General features: G+C 63.1%; 10 protein-coding genes. 4 read left to right on the forward strand and 6 right to left on the reverse strand.

Features of this window, described 5'->3' with window-relative positions:
* Positions 1 to 204 precede the first annotated feature (204 nt).
* A complete protein-coding gene (locus DSC91_RS13910; protein ID WP_115779074.1) occupies positions 205 to 1,626 on the reverse strand; it encodes a DUF1254 domain-containing protein in 1,422 nt (473 codons plus the stop codon).
* Between the two features lie 259 nt (positions 1,627 to 1,885).
* Here DSC91_RS13910 and DSC91_RS13915 point away from each other — a divergent pair, with 259 nt between their 5' ends.
* Entirely contained in the window at positions 1,886 to 4,345 is a 2,460-nt protein-coding gene (locus tag DSC91_RS13915) for a heavy metal translocating P-type ATPase (protein WP_115779076.1), read from the forward strand.
* A 139-nt stretch (positions 4,346 to 4,484) separates the two neighbouring features.
* Positions 4,485 to 6,458, forward strand: coding sequence for a methyl-accepting chemotaxis protein (locus DSC91_RS13920; protein ID WP_115779078.1), 1,974 nt, complete (start codon positions 4,485 to 4,487; stop codon positions 6,456 to 6,458).
* A gap of 50 nt (positions 6,459 to 6,508) precedes the next feature.
* On the opposite strand, the gene DSC91_RS13925 is transcribed toward DSC91_RS13920, so the two are convergent.
* Positions 6,509 to 7,162: a glutathione S-transferase family protein gene (locus DSC91_RS13925; RefSeq protein ID WP_115779080.1), complete on the reverse strand. Its 654-nt coding sequence runs from the start codon at positions 7,160 to 7,162 to the stop codon at positions 6,509 to 6,511.
* Between the two features lie 219 nt (positions 7,163 to 7,381).
* On the opposite strand from DSC91_RS13925, the gene DSC91_RS13930 reads away from it, so the two are divergent.
* Complete coding sequence (locus DSC91_RS13930) at positions 7,382 to 8,836, forward strand: polyhydroxyalkanoate depolymerase (RefSeq protein ID WP_115779082.1); 1,455 nt, start codon at positions 7,382 to 7,384, stop codon at positions 8,834 to 8,836.
* A 140-nt stretch (positions 8,837 to 8,976) separates the two neighbouring features.
* Here the strand turns inward: DSC91_RS13930 and DSC91_RS13935 are convergent, their stop codons facing one another.
* Positions 8,977 to 9,411 (reverse strand): cupin domain-containing protein, encoded by a 435-nt coding sequence (locus tag DSC91_RS13935; RefSeq protein ID WP_093634459.1) that lies wholly within the window; start codon positions 9,409 to 9,411, stop codon positions 8,977 to 8,979.
* A gap of 286 nt (positions 9,412 to 9,697) precedes the next feature.
* Positions 9,698 to 10,309 (reverse strand): flavin reductase family protein, encoded by a 612-nt coding sequence (locus tag DSC91_RS13940; RefSeq protein WP_115779084.1) that lies wholly within the window; start codon positions 10,307 to 10,309, stop codon positions 9,698 to 9,700.
* 263 nt (positions 10,310 to 10,572) lie between these two features.
* Here DSC91_RS13940 and DSC91_RS13945 point away from each other — a divergent pair, with 263 nt between their 5' ends.
* On the forward strand, positions 10,573 to 10,968 hold the full coding sequence (locus DSC91_RS13945; RefSeq protein WP_115779086.1) for a helix-turn-helix transcriptional regulator: 396 nt from the start codon (positions 10,573 to 10,575) through the stop codon (positions 10,966 to 10,968).
* A gap of 221 nt (positions 10,969 to 11,189) precedes the next feature.
* Here the strand turns inward: DSC91_RS13945 and DSC91_RS13950 are convergent, their stop codons facing one another.
* Complete coding sequence (locus DSC91_RS13950) at positions 11,190 to 11,918, reverse strand: hypothetical protein (RefSeq protein ID WP_115779088.1); 729 nt, start codon at positions 11,916 to 11,918, stop codon at positions 11,190 to 11,192.
* Positions 11,915 to 23,605, reverse strand: coding sequence for a two-partner secretion domain-containing protein (locus tag DSC91_RS13955; protein WP_229758212.1), 11,691 nt, complete (start codon positions 23,603 to 23,605; stop codon positions 11,915 to 11,917). Before DSC91_RS13955 ends, DSC91_RS13950 begins: the two co-directional genes overlap by 4 nt.
* Positions 23,606 to 23,611 lie beyond the last annotated feature (6 nt).

Here is a 23,611-nt window from a genome sequence, read left to right on the forward strand (position 1 = left end):
TCACAGCATTGACGCATATCGGTGAGGCGCTTCACGGCCCTGCTTCACCGCCCTGCTTCACCGCCCTGCTTCACCGCCCTGCTTCACCGCCCTGCTCCACCGCCCTGCTCCACCGCCCTGCTCCACCGCCCCGCTCCACAGCCTACTTCGCAGCCCGCCTCACCGAGGCATTTCATTGACGAACTTCATCGACGCCGGCGCAAGTCACTGGCGCACGACCGCCGGCGGTTGCCAGCTGCCGTCGGTCGCCTGCGGCTTCGGTGCGTACAAGCGCAGCATCAGTTGCAGATCGGCACGCGGCGCCGGCAGCCAGTTGCCGCTCTTGCCGCGCGTGGACGACACCGTCACGTCGAGCGAGCCGTCGCGATTGCGGCGCGCGCCGTTGCGATCGCTGACCGCAAGCCGTGCAGGCGCGCTTTCCCCTAACGCGCCGTCCTTCGTGTAGGCGGTGATCGACCAGAAGCCACGCACCGGCGGCAACTGGTTCGGCGCGAAATGGATGACGTAGCGGTTCGCGCCGTTGAGCGCATGACCGTCGCTGTCCTGGGTGACGACCGCGCGCACTTCATCGTCCTTCGTGCCAATACCCGGTTGGGTCGCGGCGGCGTAAGCGCGCATTGCGTAGTCGGGACCGTAATTGCCCACGCCGTCGCCGAACCAGCTCCAACCGTTGCCGCTCAGCAGATTGGACGGCGGCGTGACGACACGCTGATGGCCGTCGGCAAGGCCCATGGCGATCGCATCGGGTGCGCTCGGCAAATTCACCGGATCGCCAGGCGCCACGCCGAAATCCGAAAGGATTTTCAGCGCATGCGGATCGGCGGGCATCGGCGGGTTGTCCGGCAAGGCTTGCGCGAGCCGGCTGAAGAAGCCGTTCGCGTCGAGCGCGGCGACTTGCGCGGCCGGTGTACCGGACGCGGACGCGGCGGCGGCATCGGCGGCATTGCTGCTCGGCGGCGTGATGGATGCCGAGCGCGTGTCGCCCGCGTAGACGCTCAGCGGCGCGACGCGGATGGCGCGCTGCAGCTTGCGCACCGCCGTCAGGTCGCGAGTGCCGTTCGACTGGATGCGCACGCTCACCCATGCATTTCGGGTCGGCACGTCGACACGTGTCACTCCCTTGGGCAGATCGCCTTGCCAGCCCGGACCGACGAACGCAATCGTTTGCGCCTTGATGCCCGCGGCGCGGGTGGCGAATTGCGAACTGGTCGACCAGACGACGTTGGTCCACATATCGAGCACGCGGGCGTCGACGTAGCGGCCGCGCGAGTCGGGCAGCGACACGATCACCGGCTCGCTGCCGACGTCCAGCCAGCCGGTCGAGTCGAAGGTATCGAGGCTCGGCTGCAGCGGATTGGCTGCGCCGATCGGCGGCAAAGCCTGCGCGTGGCGCAGCGTATTGATCGGCGCCTGGCCCGGATCGGTGCCGACCGCCGCGTCGCGCGCGACGCCCATCAGCACCAGCGGATAGCCGAATACATACGAATCGGCGACTTCGTCCTTGATCCAACTGTTGGCTTTTTGCGTCGTGGGCGGAGTCGACGCACAACCAGCCAGAAATGCGAGGCCCGCGAGCGATGCGCAGGTCCAGTGAAGCGAAAACAGTTCTTGGCGATTTTTTATCATTCGTTCAGGTGGCAGAACGTGCGGTCCTAAGGGAGACGTCGGCGCACGGCGAAACCAGTTTGCGTGGCCTCCCTAAGCCCAGCGCAGCCAGGCCATGGCTCGCGAATCCGACAACATCGGGTTGTATCGTATCCTTACTCACCAGGCAAGCGCAAAGACGGGTTTTGGTCGCCCGTGTGGCGGCGCTCCGGCGCGCCACAAAAACATCCTTGACCTTCCCATCATGGGAAGGTCGATACTGGGTTCATGATGCGGCCCGATGCCGCGACGAACCTTGTCTACCATGACCGAACTTGCCACACCGTTGCGTCCAGTTGACGCTACCCCCTCCAGAACCACCGAACTCGACATCGGCGGGATGACCTGCGCCTCATGCGCAATGCGCGTGGAGAAGGCGCTCGCCAAGGTGCCGGGCGTCGCGGGCGTGTCGGTGAATCTGGCGACCGAAACGGCAACCGTCAATCTCAGCGACGCGGCGTCGGATGCCAATGCAGCCTCCGACGCCTTGATCGCCGCCGTCAAGAAAGCGGGCTACGAGGCGTCGCTGATCGCGCCGCCGGACGCACCGGCGTCGGCTGACGAAAATGCCACCCTCGCCTCCTCCGCCGAGAGCAAACGCAACCAGACACGCCGCGAACTGGCAGCCGTACTCGCCTCCGCCGTGCTGACACTGCCGCTCGTCCTGCCGATGGTCGGCGAATGGTTCGGCGCGCACGCAATGCTTTCCCCGTGGCTGCAATTCGGCCTCGCCTCGATCGTGCAGTTCGTGTTCAGCGCGCGCTTCTATCGGGCGGCTTACCGTGCGGTACGCGCCGGCGCCGGAAACATGGACTTGCTGGTGGCGCTCGGCACATCGGCGGCGTACGGAATCAGCGTCTACGAACTGGCGACCCATCCGGGCGACATGACGCATCTGTATTTCGAAGCGTCGGCGGTCGTGATTACGCTCGTGCGCTTCGGCAAATGGCTCGAGGCGCGCGCCAAGCGCCAGACCACAGACGCGATCCGCGCGCTCAACGCATTGCGCCCCGAGCGCGCGCGTATCCGCGTCGGCACGGACGAACGCGAAGTTCCGCTCGCGCAAGTGCGGGTCGGCACCGTGGTGATCGTGCGTCCGGGCGAGCGCGTGCCGGTCGACGGCGCGGTGCTCGAAGGCCGCACCCATATCGACGAATCGCTGATTACCGGCGAAAGCCTGCCGGTGCCGAAGCAGGCAGCCGATCCGGTCACCGCCGGGTCGATCAACGGCGAAGGCGCGATTGCGGTGACGACCACCGCGATCGGCGCGGAAACGACCCTCGCGCGAATCATCCGCCTGGTGGAAAGTGCACAGGCCGAGAAGGCGCCGATCCAGCGATTGGTCGACCGGGTTAGCGAAGTCTTCGTGCCGTCGATCCTGGCGATGGCGGCGCTCACGCTGGTGGGCTGGCTGATCGCGGGCGCGGGTGGCGAAACCGCAATTCTGAATGCCGTCGCCGTGCTGGTGATCGCCTGTCCGTGCGCGCTCGGACTGGCGACGCCCGCGGCCATCATGGCCGGCACCGGCGTCGCTGCGCGGCGCGGCGTGCTGATCAAGGACGCCGAGGCGCTGGAAACCGCGCATCGGGTGAATGTCGTCGCGTTCGATAAAACCGGCACGCTGACGCTCGGGCAACCGTCGGTGACGGCGTTCGAGGCGATCGGCGGCCTTGGGCACAACGAGGCGTTGGCGCTCGCCGCGGCCGTGCAGCAGCATAGCGATCATCCGTTGGCGCGGGCCGTGGTGAAGGCGTATGAAGTGGCACAGGCGAGCAGTCCGCGAAACGACACGGTGGTTGAGGACGCGTCGGCGAATGGCGGCGTTGAGGCGCTGGCCGATAGCGCGCCAGGCGCTTCAGCGTCCGCTGCGACAGCGAAGGTCGCGACGGAATCGTTAGCTGCGACAGGCACGACACGCCCGACACTCACAGCAGGCGCCGCACGCGCGGTGCCGGGGCGCGGCGTGGAAGCCGACGTCAATGGCCGCACCCTGGCGATCGGCAGCACGCGCTGGCTCAACGAACTCGGCATCCCGTTGCCGCCGCAACTCACCGAGCGCGCAAAACAGCTCGAAGCCGCCGGCAACACGGTCTCCTGGCTGATGCAGCGCACCCCGCTTGTGCCCGCCGCGCTCGCACTGATCGCCTTCGGCGACACCGTCAAACCGACCGCCCGCGCCGCCGTCGAACGGCTCGCCCAGATGGGCATCAAAAGCGTGCTCGTCACCGGCGACAACCACGGCAGCGCGGCGAGCGTCGCCGAGGCACTCGGCATCGCCGAATTCCACGCGGAAGTGCTGCCCGACGACAAGGCCCGCGTGATCCGCGATCTGAAGATCCGCAGCGCCGGCATCGTCGCAATGGTGGGCGACGGCATCAACGACGCCCCCGCGCTCGCCGCCGCCGACATCGGCATTGCGATGGCGACAGGCACCGACGTCGCGATGCAGGCGGCCGGCATCACGCTCATGCGCGGCGACCCGGCGCTGGTGGCCGACGCCTTCGACATTTCGCGCAGGACCTGGCGCAAGATCCAGCAGAACCTGTTCTGGGCGTTCGTCTACAACCTGATCGGCATTCCGCTCGCCGCCTTCGGTTTGCTGAACCCGATGCTGGCCGGCGCGACGATGGCGTTTTCGAGCGTGAGCGTCGTGACCAACGCGCTGCTGCTGCGAACCTGGCGCGGCGCGTCGGCGCGTTAGCGACATATACGCCGCCATATTACGCAAAGCTTTCGAAATTCCTAAAGATATGGGCAAATCGGCCGTAATCCTGACATAGGTGTAAACCACGCGCTCGCAGGGTTTGCGCACCTCATGTCACTCCTTACTCCGAACGCCCATGGAATTTCTCTCTTTGCGCCGCGCCAGCGTCGGCGCCCGGCTTGCCGTGCTCTCGTGCGTGCTGGTGGCATTGATTTTCGCCGGCTTTACGTGGGCGCTTACGCGCAGCGCCGGTAAGCAGGTCAGCGATCAGGTGCTCGAACGCATCGCCGACAAGGACCGCTCGATCGCCGCCATGATCACGCTGTTCGACAAGGCGCTGTCGGCCGAAGTCGATCGTTCGATGTCGCTGTTCGCGAGCTTCCTGCCCACCGGCTACACGCTCGACGACACGCAGAAAGTCGACATCAACGGCGTTGCCACCCCGACCATCAAAGCCGGCGACAAAGTCCTGAACATGGACTTCTCGATTCCCGACCAGTTTCTCGAACGCAGCGGCGTGGTGGCCACCGTGTTCGCACGCAGCGGCGACGATTTCGTCCGCGTGACGACTTCGCTGAAGAAACAGGATGGCTCGCGCGCGATCGGCACCCTGCTCGACCGCAAGGGGCCGGCGTACGGGCTGATCATGGCCAACAAGTCCTACACGGGACTTGCCACGCTCTTTGGCAAACGGCTGATTACGGAATATCGGCCGATTACGGACGCGAGCGGCCGCGTGATCGGCGCGCTGTTCGTCGGCGTGAACGTGGACAAGGAAATCCAGTCGGTCCAGGACGGCATCGGCAAACTGAAAATCGGCGACAGCGGCTACTACTTCGTGGTCAATGCCTCGAAGGGCCCGGATCGCGGCAAGCTGATCGTGCATCCGGCCGCCGCCGGCCAGAACGCGGACAACGCGAACGCGCCGTATCAGCAGATGCTCGACATGAAAGAAGGCCAGCTCGAATTCAGTTCCGCCGACGCGACGCTCGGCGAGCGCAACGCGCGCGACAAATTCGTGTCGTTCGTCACCGTGCCGGAATGGCAATGGCTGGTGGGCGGCGTCGCGCCGCACGACGAGGTGATGGCGGACGTCGTCACGACGCGCGATCAATTCCTGCTGATCGGTTTCGCGCTGGTGGGCGCGTTCGCGATCGTGTTCCTGATCGCCGTGCGCCGTCTCGTGAGCCGTCCGCTCGACGAAGCCGCGAAAGCGTCCGAGCGCTTTGCCTCAGGCGATCTGAGCGTGCGTGTGGCCCAGGGTGGGAAGGCGCGGGCCGACGAAATCGGCCGCCTGATGCAGTCGATCGACGGCATCGGCGAAGGCCTCGCGCGCATTGTTTCGCAAGTGCGCAATGCGTCGACGGATATGTCGGAAGGCACCGAAAAGATCGCCGCCGGCAGCGGCAACATCGCCGCGCGGATCGCCACGCAGGCGAGCAGCCTCGAAGAAACGGCGGCCAGCATGGAACAGATCACGTCGACCGTCCAGCAGAACGCCGACCATGCCGCTCAGGCCAACACGCTCGTCACGAATGCCGCCGATGCCGCGCTCGAAGGCGGCCGCGCCGTCGAGCGCGTGGTCTCGACGATGGGCGAGATCAGCCGCTCGTCGCAGAAGATCGCCGAGATCACCAGCGTGATCGAAGGCATCGCGTTCCAGACCAATATCCTTGCGTTGAACGCGGCTGTCGAAGCGGCGCGCGCCGGCGAGCACGGCAAGGGCTTTGCAGTGGTCGCGTCGGAAGTGCGGGCGCTCGCGCAGCGCAGCGCGGCTTCGGTGAAGGAGATCGAGGGGCTGATCGCCGCCTCCACGGCAACCGTTCAAAGCGGTTTCCGGATCGCCGAGGAAGCCAGCTCGACGATGCAGGGCATCGTTCAACAGGTCGGCCAGGTGCGCGCGATCATGGCGGAGATCAGCGTTGCGTCACGCGAGCAATCGGGTGGCATCGAGCAGGTCAATCTCGCTGTCACTCAGATCGGTGAGGCGACCCAGCAGAATGCGACGATTGTCGGCGAGGCGGAACTCGCGGCGGCCGAGTTGCGCGGTCAGGCCGCGCGGTTGGCGCAGGTGGTGAGCGTGTTCAAGCTGGAGGCTGGGCGGAGTTAAGGAGTCTCCTCCTTTGTCGCGTCGCTGCGCGGCGCCTTGCCGCGCAGCGATCAAAACTCCACATCCAGTTCGTCGATCTCTTCCACTTCCTGCTGCGCGTCCGCGATCCACTGCTGCATCTCGGGCAGCGCCATGATGCGCTGCCCATACTCGACAATCTCCGGATCCAGCTTGACGTCGTAGGTCACGAAACGCGTCACCACCGGCGCGTACATCGCGTCCGCCGCGCTGCGCTCGCCGAACAGAAATGGCCCGCCGTACTGCTTCAGGCATTCGCTCCAGATCGTCACGATGCGGTCGATATCCGATTGCGCCCGCGCCCACACCTTGAAGCCCGGAAAATGCGCTTTCAGATTCATCGGCAACGCCGAACGTAGCGAAGCGAAACCCGAATGCATCTCACCGCAAATCGAACGGCAATGCGCTCTAGCGCGGACATCTTTCGGCAGCAGCGCCGCTTCCGGTTTCAACTCGTTCAGATATTCGGCAATCGCCAGCGTGTCCCAGATCTTGATGCCATCGTGAAAGAGACATGGCACCAGAATCGACGGCGACAGCAGCAATAATTCGGCACGCGCGGCGGGATCGTCGATCGGCATCACGATCTCTTCGAAAGGCAGGCCGCTGAATTTGGTCAGCAGCCAACCGCGCAGCGACCACGACGAATAGTTTTTGCTGCTGAGGGTGAGCGTGGTATTCGCCATACGATTCTCCTCCATATGAGGCGTTCGTCCGACGCCTGACGATGCGCATGCACGTTGTCGGGCGCGGACGCACCAAAGCGCGGCAATTTCGGCCCGTTCCCATGACTCGCGCAATTGCTATGCCAACGTACAGGGACGGTCGCACCAGTGCGGCTGCACGATTGGCACATGACTTGCCTCTATTCGGGTTCCTTCCCTTTCTGCACTCGTGCGAAGGTTATGAACCTGTTCGCATATCCCACATACCAGGCTTTCGCCGACATGATGCAGCCGATGCGGCACGGCGCTGCACTGGTGAATCACTCGCTCGACGCCTGGCCCGCGTTTGGCGACACGTCGCATGGGCGCTCGATACGCGCGGCCTGCGAATTGTTGACGCTCGCCGGACTCACGCCTGTCAGGCCGCCGTTCGACATCGATAGCGTGGTGACGGAAGGCAAATCCGTACAGATCGTCGAGGAAGTCGCCGCACACACGCCGTTCTGTTCGCTGCTGCATTTCCGTAAGAACACCACGCTTTCGCAGCCGCAGCCGCGCGTGCTGGTAATCGCGCCGATGTCCGGCCATTTCGCGACGCTGCTGCGCGGCACCGTGCGCACCATGCTGGCCGAGCACGACGTCTACGTCACCGATTGGCACAACCCGCGCGATGTGCCGCTGAGCCAGGGCCGCTTCGGTTTCGACGAATTCGTGCAGCACGTGATCGACTTCACCGAGGCCATCGGACCGGGTGCGCATCTGCTGGCGGTGTGTCAGCCGACGGTCGCCGCTTTGGCTGCCGTCGCACTCATGGCCGCCGACGACAACCCCGCGCAGCCCGCCAGCATGACGCTGATGGCCGGCCCGCTCGACACGCGCATCAACCCGACGCGCGTCAACGAACTGGCCAAGAGCAAACCGATCGAGTGGTTCGAGCAGAACCTGATCAGCGCGGTGCCGTTCGGTTTTGCGGGCGCGCATCGTCGCGTGTATCCCGGCTTCGTGCAACTGACCGCGTTCATGTCGATGAATCTCAGCCGCCATCTCGACTCGTTCGAGACCATGCACTACGAGCGCGCCAAAGGCGATCCGCTGAAGGCCGACACGATTCGCACTTTCTACGAAGAATACTTCGCGACGATGGACCTGACCGCCGATTTTTATCTGGAGACGGTCGATACGGTTTTCCAGCGGCACGCGCTGCCCTTGCACGAGCTCGAGGTGAAGGGACGGCTCGTGGAGCCTTCGAAGATTCGACGTACTGCGCTGCTGACCGTGGAGGGTGAAAAGGACGATATCTGCGCGGTTGGGCAGACGCTCGCCGCTCAGGATATGTGCGACAAGTTGCGGCCGTATCTGAAGACACACCATGTGCAGACCGGTGTGGGGCACTATGGCGTGTTCAACGGACATCGGTGGGAACGGCAGATTTATCCCCGCGTGCGGGCCGTGATTTACGACAACGAACCGCGTGCTGTGGTGGTGGGTTCGCGGGCGCGCACGATTCAGCCGGTGTCGGTGGCTGCGGCTTCGGAAGTGATGGCGGCAGCGCCGGCTGCCGCGGCGGTGGTCGATGTCGAGGTGCGCTCGACGGCGGCGACTGGCTCGCCGAACGGGGTTGACGCGGGATCCGGGTCCGCCGTCAAACCGCAAGCCTCACGGTCCACGCGGCGACGGCCACCCGCGACGCAATGACCTGTTGCGCCGGATGAAGGCGTTGCAGACGGCGCGGCTGTTCTCGCAGGTAAGGGCACGTGCAAACACCGTTGCACACTCCGTGCAGGCCACGGGCGGCAGCAATGTGCCGCCGCCCGTGGCTTCTGCCCAGATCACGGTTAAGCCACGGCGCTCTTCCACGGCTGCACCGCCGGCACTTCGCACGGACCTTCCACTTCAATCGACTTGAAATCGGCCGGCGACACGATCTCGATGTACTCCATATCTTCGGAGTAATCGAACAGATAGTGGACGATGCCCGGCGCCTGATGCACGCAATCGCCGGCGGCGACGAGCGTCTCCTTGTCGCCGTACATGAAACGCGCCCAGCCCTTCAACATGATCACAATGTGGAAATCGGCCTCATGACGGTGCCAGCCGGTGCCTTGCTCTGGTGCGTGATTCGCCTTGACGAGTTGCGCGAGCACCTTGCCGCCGGTCGCCTGCGCGATGCCTAAATCCCGGTAGAGAAAAAAGTCGCGTAGCCCCTGATCCACGTAGGACGTGTCTTGCGGACGGACATGGCTGAACTGCGTAGCGAATTCGGTGGACATGATCGCGCTCCTCTTGAGTGAGCCGGCAGTTGAAAACGACGCGGTGGAGCGTCGGTTGCAAGCATCAAGCGGGCCAGTTTGCGGGGCTCTGGTTTTGCGTTTCGCGGAGGCGATCGGGTGGGCGCCGCGCCGCGGTGTTCCGAGGCGACGGGATGGATGCCGTGCTGGTTCGCTCGGAGGCGATGCTATGAGTGCCACGCCGCTTTGCCCGGCGGCGTTCATGCTGCGGCCGCGCCTCGCAATGCACGGCGCGGCGTGCTTTGAACGTCTCTACTGATGCTGACCGTTATGCGGTCGGGCGGAACATCTGAAACATCTCGCCGATTTCCGCGTAGTCCGCGCGGTAGCCGGCGCGCATGATCGGCTGCGCGGCGTGGGTGTCGAACAGACCGTCCTTCAGATAGGCCTCGTTAATGTGGACGCCGACCACTTGCCCGAGCGATAAATAGTTGTCCATCGGTTTGCCATCGAGGTTATGCAAACGGACCACTTGCAGCAGCTTGCATTCGAGCGCGGCCGGCGATTCGGCGACGTGCGGCACGGCTACGTTGCGGCCGGGTGCGGGTGTAAGACCGGCAAGTTCGAATTCGTCCACGTGGGCCGGGACGGGTGCGGAAGAACGGTTCATCTGCTCGGCGAGCGGCTTGCTGGACAGATTCCAGACGAATTCACCGGTCGCTTCGATGTTGGCGATGCTGTCTTTACGGCCTTCGCTGGAGAAACCGATGATCGGCGGGAAGCTGGCGAACGCGCCGAAGAAGCTGTAGGGCGCGAGGTTCAGGGTGCCGTCGGTGGCGCGTGAGGAAATCCAGCCGATCAGGCGCGGAGCGACGATGGCCTTGAACGGGTCATGCGGGAGGCCGTGACCGGTGGCGGGGTCGTAGAAGTAGTGGGGCATGGGTTCGTTTTGGGGCTTGCGGGTGAGACGGGAGGGTATTTATACCGCAGAGTGGCGGGGGCTGCTGGGAGCGGGGGTGAAGCGGAATGCTGCTATTCGCTCTTTCGGGGATTCCTGGCAATCGGTTGGCTTCACACCTCGCTCTAACAAGCTTTAAGTTGTAAATTTAAATTACAGTCTATAACCTGTTTATTAACTTTACAGTTTATTGCCTGTATTTGTATGTTACAGTCCAGAGACTGTACGAGCCTGAAGAAAATCCGATGGATTACGCTATCAAGACGCTAAGTCAGCTCCGCCCCATTCTGCTGGGCTTCCGCAAGTCCGCGGGGCTCACACAAGCTGCGGTGGCCGAACTGCTCGGCATCACGCAGCAAAGCTACGCGCAACTGGAAGCCAATCCGGCATCGGCGAGCGTCGAGCGGCTTTTTAAGGTCCTGCGTTTGCTGAACGTGGAGCTGCGTATGAGTCAGGGGTCGCCCGCGCCTGGCAGTGAACCAGCGCAGGCCGAGACACCGAAACTTCAACGACACGTCCCCGCCGCCAAGAAAGCGAAATCTCCGTCGGTCGCCAACCGCTCAGGCCGAACTCAGAAGGCGTCGAGTCCGAAACAACCCCTTGGGGCAATCACGACCAAAAAGAAACGGGAAAACTGGTAATCATGGCGCGCCGCTCTCAGACGCAACGACTTGATGTTTGCGGCATCGTCGAGATGCACAGGACTGGGCTCGCCATGGAAGGCTCTTTCTCAAGTGCCTTCCGTCGGCAAGATCGAAGCTCGATCACTCGGGTGATTCCGCCACCGGCAATCTGCACATAGCTGCTTGCGGCGTCCGCCAGCGATGCATACGTACGCCGCCAGTAGTTTCGTAGCAAGCGATCAAACTACGCTGCCAGTTTCGGAAAATCGCCGCTTTAGCTCAGGCAACACCGAAACAATTTTATCGATTTCGTGCACGCGTTTTGGAGTCATGGTTTTGAACTCATCACTACGATACCGCTCAACGAAATCAAAATCACCCAAAATTATCGCCGCAAGGCAATGAACAATCCCATCGCTTTCTTCGTAAAACGAGCCCATTTGGCCCGAGTTACCAATACCCTTATCCATCCACTGGTAACTGACGGGAAGATTCCGAAGCAAGCTTTCCTCGCTGCTCAGATCAAAGTACTTCTCAACGTAGCGCCGGCCGTCCGTCAACACGCCTCGTAGATATGTGAGCGCTTCGGCCCGAACAATAAAACCGTCAGGCCAGCAATTCGGCTCCTCGTGGGCCGTCGTGAAAGGCACTTTCTGAGGGTAGATACGCTTGACACTTATGGCGCCGCGGTACTTCTCCGACTCCAGTTGAAACTTTACCGATAGGGTCCAAAACGGCTCGCGTCCAAACAGATCCTTGTAAAGACGAACGATCTTCCTGTTCTTTATGCCGGCAACAGGAGAGACTGAACAGCTCGGCTCAGCGTTGAATACGAAGCCCGGACTAACTATCAGGTCAGTGTGCTTCAACGCCTTGTTCACGAAGTCACCGGACGACGTGAATTTCCAACCGTGGAATTCAACGGCAACTTGCTGGCAAATTTCAAATATTTCGCTTTTGAAAGTCATTGCGTTTTGGGCCGAATTATTACGACTTGCGTGGGGGCAACTGTGCCGTCCACATTTGCGTTGGCTGCATTCCTACCAGCTCCGGTTGCATTACCCAGTTGGCTGGCGGGATAGACCGTTGCCTGGTTCGGAGTCAAATCCCCGGCACCTGTCTTGATCTCGACAATAACTCTACCAGCAGAATTGAGAGGAATCGAAGTTAGCTGGTTTCCTTGGAGGTCATTTGCCACATAGCCGGGCGGCACGTCTAACGTACCATTCGGCGTACCGGTGACGACCTGATCGGCGCGCGCCCGCACGCTTGAACCCGTTGCGCCGACGGCGTCCAAAGTCACTTCCGGCTGAACGGACGCGCCTTGACTGGTGAAATTGTCGGCCACTTCGCCCGCAGCGTTGTTATGAGCTGCTCGAGAATTGGCCAGTGTCTGCCCTGGCGTGTTCGAACTTCCACCGCCGCCTCCCGACGTGGAACTGCCAGTACTTCCATTTGACGAACTGCTTTCGGAAAGAAGCGCATCGAGACCAGCTCCAATTGCCGATCCAATACGGCCACCGGTCTTCGCTCCGCTGGCCACCTCCGCAGCGGTCCACGGAATATTTCCTCCAGCCGTTGCTTCATCCGCAAGCAGTGAAGCCAGAAAAGCGCCGCCACCGCCGATGATAGAACCTGCTAGTCCAAGCTTTTTGCCACATCCGTTGGGATCTTCGCTGCCGCAAGTATTGTTAAGCGTTTCATTGGTTGCCGCAGCAGCACCGCCCATTGCATTTTGGCCTGCGGCCGATGCTACGGCTCCTCCCGCTATTGTTGAAAGAGCTGTAATTAGACCAAGTTGGGCTGCATTCGGATTGCCTTGTCCACCGGTCACCGCGTACGCAATCGTTTCGGCCGTCGCCGCCGACACGGCGCCGCCAATGGCCCCTCCCGCACAACCGTTGCCTTCTGCCGCCGAGAGTGCGCATCCCAGAGCGGCGTGAGAAAGAACATACCCGGGTGTGTTCTCCGCCATCAACGGATTCTTTGTTGACTCGACGCCGATTGCACCGGCGCCAATGGCGCCTACGTCGGCTATTACGCTGCCCTCGAGTGCTTGTCCGAAACTACCACCGTACACAGTAGTGTTAATGCCGGCACTGACCACACCGCGCGCCGCGATTGTTTCGAGAACCTTCGGCAGGTCTGCCACCCCGAACGTCCCGTTGGCGATGTTAGTCCCGGCCTGTTGAAGATTGGCGAAACCCATACCTGCCTGTGAGAGCCCAGCAAAGGCACCAGCTGTCAAACCCCCAACTGCTCCGGCCTCGAGAATCTGGTTGAAGTTCAGTCCCTGCCCCGAAGCGAGTTGACCTGCAATACTACCGACCATGCCACCGAGAGCGCCCACGAGCACCGTACCCAGTGTCAATTGCGTCATCACGACGCCTAACGCCGCAGCCGCCGCCCCCGCCGTCACAATCGACGCCGCAATCGCAATCGCCGCCACAACAAACGTCGGCAGCCCGCCACCGTCCTTCACGAAGTCCGTATGCAGATTGTCGCTAACCGTGGTCTGCGTGAAATTCGTCCCAAGCTGCTGCTGAAGCGCGGCCAGCACCTGCTGCGTACCAGCCTGATCGACCGTGCCATCCGCATTGAGCTTCTGCAACGCACCGCCGATCTGATCCAACGTCTGAACGTTGAGATCCATGTTCGCCGCGCTCATGAAGCCGCCCGGCTGAACCGTCGTACCCGTGGTATCGACGTAACCGCCCTTGACCTTGTTCCAGATCTGCCCGACGTCAACCTGGTTCGCCTGATTGGTCAACGAGTCCGTGTTGACCGTCAGCGTGCCGGAAGCCGTAATGCTTCCGGTATTCAGAATGCTGCCGCCGCTACCCTTGTCGAAATTGAGCGTGACATTCTGGCCGGAAATATTCCCACCCGCCGACATCGCACTCGTATTGCTCGGCAGATACACTTGCGGCATCAATGCAGTGATAGTCGGGCACGTTGCTGTGCCAGTCGTCGTACACGACGGGTCCGGCACTGTCTGTTCGACATACCAGAGCATCGGCTTGTCAAGCGCGTTTATCTGCGTCTGCGTCAGCGCATTGCCGAGCTGCAGGTTGTTCGTCGTCGCATAGTCGAGCGCGTTCTGATACAGGTACTGTTTCTCCTGCTCCGTCACAGATGCGCCTGTCTTGCTGTCGTACGTAAGCCCGTCGATAAAGCTCGCCTTGCCTGTTTGCTGCAATGCCGCCTGCTGCAGCATCAGGTCTTCTTCCTGCTGGTTGTAATAGAACAGCGTTGAGCTCGGCTGCAAGCTACTCGGCAGCGCAGTCAGCAAATCCTGCGGGCCCAGATTGCCAATCGCCGACCCACCCAGCGAATTGTCGACAAACGAAGCCTTACCCGCGACCGGCGTCGGAATCGTCCCGCCAACCGCACTCGGCATCGACAGATTCAACCCCGGCAAATCCACCGGACTCAGCGAGATGACCTGCGACGGCGCATTCACGCGCGGCGTATAGGTGTTCGCCGTCGTGATGCCATTGATGAGCTTCTGACCAGTCAGCGTCACAGACGTACCGATCACGTTGCCCACGTTCTGGATCTGACCGCCCGACGTAATGGACAGATTCGGCGCCTGAATCGTGGCCGCGATGTTGCCGACGGGCTGCGGCGGATCGATCGTGCCGCCCGTGTTCGTGTAAGCGCTGCCGTAGAGCGCCGTGCACTCCGCAGGCGACCCGCATGCCCACACGTCGTGGCGCTTGTCGCTGCTGAACATGCCGGTTTCCTGCACCCAGTGCGAGTGCCAGTAGGCGTTCAGTGTTTGCGCTTCGTTGACCACCGGCCCGGCAACCGAAATCGTCGCCGAATTGCCTGCAGCAATCAGGCTGCCGATGTTGGTGAGGCTGCCCGCGTTGATCTGCAGGTTGTTACCGGCGCTAATGACAGACGAGCTACCCGATTGCTGATCGACATAGCCTTCGCAGTAGCTTTCCTTGTAGCCACCTGAGGTCATACAGCCCGAATACTGTTCTTTCGAGCCATAGTTCTCGTGAACCGGCACAGGCGGTGGCAAGTTGTTCGTGATTGCGCCCGAGACATTCAACGTGATGTTGTTGCCCGCGACGATATTGCCCGAAGTGTTGTTCAGGCTGCCGGCAGGTGTCGTGGAACTCGCCGTCGTGCCAACGCCGCCGATCACAATGTCGTGACCGGCAAGCAGGTTGCCAAACGTGTTGTTGATCTGGCCTGCAGCAATTACAAGGTCATTGCCGGCGTAGATCGTCGCGTCGTTCTGGTTGTAGCTGAAGGTCGTGGTGGTCGGATTGGAACCACGCGTGTAACCGCCGGTACCGCAGGCCGAATTCGGGACGCCTGCCGCGCAACCGGTCTGTGTCGAATAATTTTGCTGGTTGCCACCCTGGTTTTGCAGGCTCGCCGCTCCGATGAGCACGTTATTGCCCGCGTACAGTAAGCCCGCGTTCACCAGGTTGCCACCATAGACGCTCAGGTTGCTGCCCGCGGCGACCATCCCTGTAGGAAACGTGGACGTCGTGTATCCACTTGCGGTCGGCGCTGCGCCCGGCGCAATATTGAACACGTTCGGCGAAAGAAAATCGACAATCGCGCAATAGTTCTGCGAGTCACAACTTGTACCCGTCGAATTGCCCGTGCCTTGAACCGCAATCGTGCCGAGTGACTTGAGTTGCGCGAAAAATGCAGAGTACTGACCCTGGTCTATCGTCTGGGTAGACTGATTCAACGACGAGGGAGCAACGGACCCATTACTGAGCGATTGCACGTTCAGCGTCACATTGTTTTGGGCTGCGATCTGGCCACCCCGATTCGACAAACTATTGGCAGTAAGCGAAATCGAATTGCCAGCCGAAATGACGCCTGAAGTACCAGCTTGCTGCGTGACCGTCGTTTGATAGATCGTCGGCAAAGTCAGCGTGACCGACGCCAGCGCGGTTGGGTCGGGACCCGTTCCGATAAACCAGAAATTCTGATAGACGGGCTGATTGTTATCGCCACTTTCGCCAACCTGGACACTATGCTCATAAAAAGTAACCGTGCCCGATCCGGTCACCGGTTGAGATGCGTTCGGGGCTGAAGCGTTGGCGCCCGTGGCCTGTGTTCCCGTCGGGGAGAGAAGGTCACCGAGCGTGGCGCTCGTTGTACTCGACGCGACCTGAAGAAAGCCGTTTTCTCCGCCGTAAGTCTGGTCGTACCAATATGTCTGAGTTCCCGCAGCGGACGACCAGAGAAGAGAAGGGTTGGTGACGGCTGTCGTCGACGTGCTGGATCCACTCGGCGCCGTCTGATCATTAACCACCGCCCCAGCGTTGATATTGACGTTATTCCCCGCAAATATCGACCCACCGGTGTTAGTCAGCGTCCCACCGATATTGAAGTTGGCGTCCCCCTTCGACTGCGTCGTCGCACCCTGGTTGTCGTAATTCCCCCCCGTCACTGACAGCACGCTGCCGGCTTCAACCGTCCCGCGATTCGTCGTGTTGCCATTCAGCGCCAGCGTCCCGTCCGCATGCATCACCGCACCGGCAACATTGTTCAACGTCCCGTTGAACGTCACATTGCCGCCCGTGACCTGCCCGATATTCGTGAACGTGCCATTGGTAGACAACGTCAGCGCCGCCGTCCCGGTCATCGTCCCGTAGTTAGCGATGCCGTTCAGGCCCGTCAACGTCACACCCTGGCCACCGTAATTCCACGTCCCAGTGTTATTGATCGAGGCTGCGGTAATCGAAAGCTGCCCACCCTGGCTAATCGTCCCCTGCGACGGGTCGAACGCCATGTTCGTGGCACTAATCCCCATATTGCGTTGCGCGAGCAACTGACCGCTGGCGTTGTTAAACGAACCGTCGCCACCATTGATCGTCAGTGACACGTCACCGGTCGTCGGCCCATTAGGCGTATTCGGATTGCCCGCAAAGATGATCCCGTTCTGGTTGTTCAACGAACCTGCGTTGATCGCCAGGCCGTTCACCGCCATCAACGATCCACCCGTGTTGTTCAACCCACCCGCAACCGTCACGCTGGTCGTTGCGCCATTCACCAACCCCGCGTTGGTGAAGCTGCTCGCGTTGATCGTCGTCGTAGTAGTCGACGCCAGCGACGCATTCGCCGCATTGGTCAGATTCGGCGCGGACACATACAGCGTCCCACCCGCCAGCACATTGCTCGCGTTATAAAACCCATTCCCCGAAGTCAGCGTCGCGGCCCCGACCACATCCACCGCCGACCCCACCAGCGACAACTGACTCGAAGCCGTTGCCGTCAACGCCCCACCCACAATCGCCGACCCCAGCGTCACATTCGCGCCGCTGAACTGCATGTTCTGCGTCGACACCATCGAAGCCTTGCTCGCATCGAGCGTCCCTTGCGCAGTCACCGTGACGTTCTTCGAGCCGCCTTGCGAGCCGCTCAACGTGACGTTACCGCCGCTCAACGTAAACTGCCCCGCGACGGTGCTCGTGCCGCTCAATGTGAGCGTCTGTCCGGCGCTCATCGTCGTATCGCCGTTCGACGAGACACCCGCCACGGTTACGTTGCCCTGCGTCCCCGTGACATTCACCGTGCCCATCGACGACACCGCGCCCGTCACCGTCGCATCCCGTGCGGCCTGAATCGCCACGTTGCCGCCAGACTGCAGGTCACCGCCAAAAGTCACGCTGCCACTCGTCGATCTGGCCGTGACATTACCGACCGCCGTCGTCGCGCCGAACGACATATCGCCCACTGAAGTCGCCGTGAACAGACCCGCGCCCTGAATCCCGCCGAGCGTGATGCCCGCGCCCGCGCCGATCGTGATGTCCTTGCCGAACGTCAGCGCGCCGCCGCCGTTCACCGCACCGCCCGCGTTGATCGTCGCGAGACCCAGGCCGAGGAACGAGCCGGTCAACGTCGCGGTACCACCCGAGGTCAGCGTCGTGTCGCCGTTGACGAGTTCGCCATTCAGCGCCAGCGTGCCGCCCGAAGTGGCCGTCAAGTTTCCCTGGCTGGTCACTGTGCCGGCGACGCTCAGATTGCCGCCGGTCGCCGTCAACGTCACATCGGAATTCGCGCCAACAGTACCGCTTGCCTTCAAGCTACGGCCCGCTGTCACGGTGAGCTTGTCGGTCGCCGAAGCATTACCGAAAACCGTCGCATCGCGCGCCGCCGTCACATTGACCGCCGAGCCAGACGCGAGCGCGCCGCCCACGTTCACATCGCCCGCGCCGTTGTGTCCTTGCGCCTGCAACGCGATTGCACCGCCGGCTTGCGCGGAACCCATCGAGAGATCATTGCCCGCCGTCGCATTCAACGCGCCGTTGGTCGCGACACCGCCGCTCACGCCGATGCTGCCGCCCGCGTTCAACGTCGCCTGCTGGCCGAACGCGACGGACGCCGCGCTAATCGAGCCGCCGGCCTTCAACGTGCCCACGTTCTGCGCACCGATGCCGCCAGTCAGCGTCATGTCGCCGCCCGACGTGAGTTGCGCACTGCCGCCCACCGTCGTCGCGCCGGAGAACGTCAGCGCCTGGCCCGCGTTCGCATTCAGATTGCCTTGCGTCGTGACATTCGCCGCACTGGCGTTGCCGCCGGTCGCGGTGAGCGTCAAATCACCCGCCGAGTTGACGTCGGCGAGCGCGATGTTGCGCGCGGCATCGATCGTCGTCGTGCCGCCTGCGTTGATCGCGCCACCCACGCCAACATCACGCGCCGCCTGTAGCACCAGCGTACCGAGCGCCGTAGCCGTGCCGCCGAGTGTCACGTCGCCGCCGCCCGCGTTGCCGTTCGCGGTCACGGCAAGGTTGCCGGTCACCGCCTGCACGCTGCCGAGGCCCGCGTTGTTGCCGCCCGTCACCGTGACGCTCGCGCCTTGCAGCGCGCCGGTCAATGCAAGGTCGTGCGCGGCATTCAGCGTCGCCGCCTGAGCAAACGCCGCCGTGCCCGCGCCGTTGATATCGCGCGATGCCGTCAGCGTGCCGCCGAGCTGCCCGGCAAGCGCACCGGTCAGCATGATGTCGCGGCCCGCCTGCACGATCACGTCCTTGGTCGCGTTGATCGTGCCACCGAGTTGTGCATCGAGCGCGGACGTCAGGTTCAATGCGCCCGACGTGGTCGCGGTGCCGGTCAGCGCAATACTGCCGGTCGCGGTTGTAGCAGTGAGATCGCCCGCCGTGGTTTGCACAGTGCCGCTCACCGACACGTTGCGTTGTGCAGCCAGCGTCAGCGTATCGCCGGTGGTCAGCGAACCGCTCACCAGCACGTCGCGCGCGCCACTCAATGCGGCCGAGCCAGGCGCAGTCGCCGTCCCCGTGATCGCCGCATCGCCGCCGCCAGCGTTGCCGTTTGCAGTGACCGTCAACGTCGTCGCTGAATTGACGTCGTGCAGTGTGGCGCTGTTGCCACCCACCGCGTTGACCACGTTCGCCTGCACGCCGCCAGTCAGCGCGATATCGCGTTGCGCCGTGTAGTTCGCCGCCTGAGTAAACGCTTGTGTACCGGCACCGCCAATATCGCGGCCCGCCGTCACAAAGCCGTTCGCTTGGCCAATCAGCAAGCCGTTCAACAGCGCATCGCGGCCCGCATTCAACGTTGCGTCGCCGACTGCACTCGTACTCGCGCCGAGCGACAGATCGAGCCCCGTCGTGATGTTCAGCTTGCCGCCGCTGTTAATGCCACCGGTCGCATTCAAACTGCCTTGCTGCGCGTTGAGCACCGCATCGCCGACCGACTCGACCGCGCCCGCGACATTAATGTCGTGTTGCGCGTTAACACCGACCGTGGTGCCGCTAGCAATCTTGCCCGTTGCAGCCACAGTGACATCGTTCTGCGCGGTGACCGTGACGGCAGCCGCCGCGGCAACGGAACCGTTGACGGTGAGATTGCCCGGACCATTAACCGTGTTCGTGCCGTTCGCGTTCAACGCGATGGTGCTGGCCGATTCAACGTTGTTCACGCCGGTGTTGCCCGCCGCCGTCACCTGAACCGCCTGGCCCTGGACCAACCCGCCTTGCGCCACATCGCGGCCCGCATTCAACGTGGCGGCCTGCGTAAAGGTCATCGTGCCGGCCCCGCCGATGTCGCGCCCTGCCGTGACGATGCCTTGCCCTTGCCCGGCAAGCATGCCGGTCACGTTAACGTCGCGCGTTGCGTTGAGCGTCGTGTCGAGCGCGACGGTGGTCGTGCCGCCAAGGTTGACGTCGGTGCCGGCCTGCACGTTGAACGCGCCGTTGCTCGCGATCGTGCCTGTCGAACCGACACTGCCGTTCTGGGCAGTCAGCGTCGTATCGTTCGCCGACTGGATCGATCCGCTGATGCCAATGTTCTGGCCGGCGTTCAGCGTAACCGCCGCACCGCCCGTCATCGCACCTGTGACGTTCAGATCCTGAGTCGCCGCAAGCGCGAGGCTCGATGCCGCCTGCACGTCATGCAGCGTTGCGGAGCCGCCCGCATTCGTCTGTACCGTGCCGCCGCGCAGCGAGCCGGTCAGGTTCGTGTCGCCGCCGGAGCTCACGTTCGCCGCGAGACCGAACGCGCTGGTCGCCGCGCCGGCAATCGCGCCGCCGGCCGTCAACGTGCCGTTGCCCTGCGCGACCACCGAGCCGTTCATCGTCAGATTCTTGCCCGCGTTGACAGTCAGATCGCCAAGCGCGGAGGTGCCCTGCGTGCCGAGGTCGACCGATTGCGCCGCATTGATCAGCAGGTTGTCGCCGGACTGAATGTTGCCGGTGCTCGTCAACGAACCCGTTGCGTTCGTCAGCGTGACGTTGCCGTTCGACGCAACGCTGCCGGCGATCGACGTGTTGCCGCCGCTCGTCACGTTCAGCGCGTTCGCACTCTGCAACGCGCCATTGATCGACATATCGCCGCTAGAAGTCAGCGACGCCGTCGACAACGATGCAACCAGGCCGTTGACCGCCAGCGTGCCGCCGTTCGCCGCGACTTGCAGCGCGGAGTTCGCCTGCACGTTGTTCAGTGCCACCGAACGACCCGCCGTCAGCGAGACGCCCGCGCCTTGCAACGCGCCAGTCACGGACAAGTCGTTCGCGGCGGTGACATTCGCATCCTTGACGAAGCCGCTGCTGCCGCCCGCAATCACGTCGTGGCCCGCGCTCAGCGTCGCCGCGCCTTGCCCCGCCAGCGTGCCGCCGATGGTCAGGTCATGCCCTGCCGTCAGCGTCGTATCTCCGGTCACGCTCGTCGCACCGGTCAGCGCAACATCCTGTGCGCCGTTGACGACGAGGTTCGCCGCGCCGTTCAACGTGCCGCTCGAATTCACGCTGCCATTCACGGCCGTGACCGACAGATCGCCGACCGCTTGCACGGTGCCCGCCGCGGTCACTGCGACATTGCGCTGCGCCGTCAGCGTGACTTGCGAGCCGCCCGCCAGCGTGCCGTTGACGACAACATCACGCGCGGCCTGCACGTTCGCCGCGCCGACCGACGCCGCGTTGCCGTTGAACGTCACGTCACCGCCGCCGGCCGGGTTGCTTGTGATCCCATTCGCCGCAACGTTGAACGCACCGCCCGCCTGTACATCGGCGAGACTCGCGTTGTTGCCCGCCGTCACTTGCAGACCATTGGCGAGCAGCTTGCCCGCGAACGCAACGTCCTGTCCCGTAGTCAGCGTGCCGTTCTGGCCGAACGCCACCGACCCGCTGCCGGTGAGATTGTTCTGCGCGTTGAACGCGCCGTCCTGCTGCACGATGACAACACCCGGAACATCGAGATTGCGCCCCGCGCTCACCTGCGCATCGGTGCCGACGAGCAGCGAACCCGCTACCGAGATATCGCGCGTAGCGTTCGCGGCGAGCGTCGTGCCGCTGGCGAGCGATCCGCTCACCGAAAAGTCCTGGCCCGCCGTCACCGTGACGGCTTTCTGTGCGGTGGCCTGTCCCGTCACATTCGTGTCCTGACCGGACGTCAGCGCGAGGTTATTGCCGCTTTTGACGGTGCCGCTGTTCGCCACGCTGCCTTGCGTCGCCGTCAAGCCGAGATCGCCCGACGTCTGCAGTGCACCGCTCACGTTGACGTTGCGCTGCGCCGTCGCCTGCAAGGTACTGCCGTTGGCCTGCCCGTTCACGTTGATGTCGCGCGCCGCCTGCAAGCTCGTCGCACCGCTCATCACGGACGTGCCGTTCAGGTTGATATCGCCCGCGCCGTCGTTGCCTTGCGCGGTCACCGCAAGCGCGCCGCCGGTCTGCACGTCGCCGAGCGCGACGTTCGCGCCACCGGTGACCGCCGTATCGCCGTTCGATTGCGCATTCGCCACGTTGACGTTGCCGCCCGCCGTAACAGCGAGCTTGCCGCCGGTCTGAATCGTGCCCGTCGACGTGACGTCGCCGTTCGCATTGATCGTGTAGCCGCTGATGCCGACGTGCGCGCCGGTCATCGAGAGATTGCCGCCGGCCTGCAAAGTGGCTTGCTGTTGCGCGGCCGAGCCGTTCACCGTCAGATCGCCGTTCGACGACAGCAGCAAATCGCCGGTATTCGCGGCCATCTGCGCATCGGTGCGCACGCCCATGCCGGCCGCCGTGCCGATCACCTGGATCTGGCCGGCGGTCATCGCGCCGAATGCGGTGGCGTCGATGGCGAGACCGTTGTTGGCGTGACCATTGGTGCTATTGATCGCGTTGGCCGAGTTGTCCGAACCATTCGCCGACGTTGCATACGTGGTGCCGTTGCTGCTCACCGCGGACGGCAGCACGAACTGCCGCCCGGCGATCGCGTTGATCCGCGAGCCGGCATACAAAGGCGCGTTGATGCCGATAGTTTCGCCGATCAGATCGATCGTGCCGACCGTGCCTTCGATACCCGCGCCGGGGCCGTTCACGCCCGCGTTGCCTTCGATCTGAATATGGCCGCCGGTCACGCTATAACCGACCGCTTGTGCGTTGTCGAAGTCGGTAACCGTGCCCTTGAGGTCGCTCAAGAATTGGGGCGTACCGGTCGACAACGTGACGCCGATCGTATTCGTGAACCCCGTACCGTTGGTCGTGATGCCGTTGGGATTCGCGATGATGACGGTTGCGGGCGCACCGAACACTTCGAGCGGCCCGTTGAGCAAGCTCGCATACGCGGCGCCCGTCGACGTCACCTGATTGACGATCACGCTCGCCGTGCGGCCCGCGAGATTCGGGTTCGCCTGCAGATCGCCGCCGGTGAGCGACGTACCGGCCATCAGGCTGTTGTTCAGAATCAACCCGACCGGATCGATGTTGAAGCTCTGATATTTATTGAGCGAAATCCCGGCCGCATTCGGCGCGGTAATGTTGACGACGGGCACACCGCCACCCGCGCCGGTTGTCTGCGTGATCTTCGGTTGAAACGTGATCGGTGCGGTTGGATCGACAATCGGCGCGGCCTGCGCCATTTGCATCGCAAAGCGGACACGCACCGCGCTCAGATCGATGATGCGTTGCCATGTTTCGTCATCCAGACGATGGCTGCCGGCGGCCAGCACGCCGGCGGCGTCGCGGCTTTGTTCGAACGTGATCGAGAGCGGTCCGGCGAACAGCGTCAACGCGACCAGCGCCGATACCGCGCGCTGCCATACGCGATACGGACGCGCAGGCATGGACACCGACCAGCGCAGCCTCGCGGACTGCATGCCGCGATCGTGCCGCTCGTCGTGTGCCTGACGGGTTTGCTCGAGTTGTCGTAAAGCGTTGCGCGTGGACGCGTTCATGGTGCT

Source organism: Paraburkholderia caffeinilytica, assembly GCF_003368325.1.
Classification (GTDB): Bacteria; Pseudomonadota; Gammaproteobacteria; order Burkholderiales; family Burkholderiaceae; genus Paraburkholderia; species Paraburkholderia caffeinilytica.

What these genes read in the sequence shown, in the direction of transcription:
- DSC91_RS13910 (WP_115779074.1), bottom strand. Translation starts at nt 1,626, where the DNA reads ATGATAAAAAATCGCCAAGAACTGTTTTCGCTTCACTGGACCTGCGCA.
- DSC91_RS13915 (WP_115779076.1), top strand. Translation starts at nt 1,886, where the DNA reads ATGCCGCGACGAACCTTGTCTACCATGACCGAACTTGCCACACCGTTG.
- DSC91_RS13920 (WP_115779078.1), top strand. Translation starts at nt 4,485, where the DNA reads ATGGAATTTCTCTCTTTGCGCCGCGCCAGCGTCGGCGCCCGGCTTGCC.
- DSC91_RS13925 (WP_115779080.1), bottom strand. Translation starts at nt 7,162, where the DNA reads ATGGCGAATACCACGCTCACCCTCAGCAGCAAAAACTATTCGTCGTGG.
- DSC91_RS13930 (WP_115779082.1), top strand. Translation starts at nt 7,382, where the DNA reads ATGAACCTGTTCGCATATCCCACATACCAGGCTTTCGCCGACATGATG.
- DSC91_RS13935 (WP_093634459.1), bottom strand. Translation starts at nt 9,411, where the DNA reads ATGTCCACCGAATTCGCTACGCAGTTCAGCCATGTCCGTCCGCAAGAC.
- DSC91_RS13940 (WP_115779084.1), bottom strand. Translation starts at nt 10,309, where the DNA reads ATGCCCCACTACTTCTACGACCCCGCCACCGGTCACGGCCTCCCGCAT.
- DSC91_RS13945 (WP_115779086.1), top strand. Translation starts at nt 10,573, where the DNA reads ATGGATTACGCTATCAAGACGCTAAGTCAGCTCCGCCCCATTCTGCTG.
- DSC91_RS13950 (WP_115779088.1), bottom strand. Translation starts at nt 11,918, where the DNA reads ATGACTTTCAAAAGCGAAATATTTGAAATTTGCCAGCAAGTTGCCGTT.
- DSC91_RS13955 (WP_229758212.1), bottom strand. Translation starts at nt 23,605, where the DNA reads ATGAACGCGTCCACGCGCAACGCTTTACGACAACTCGAGCAAACCCGT.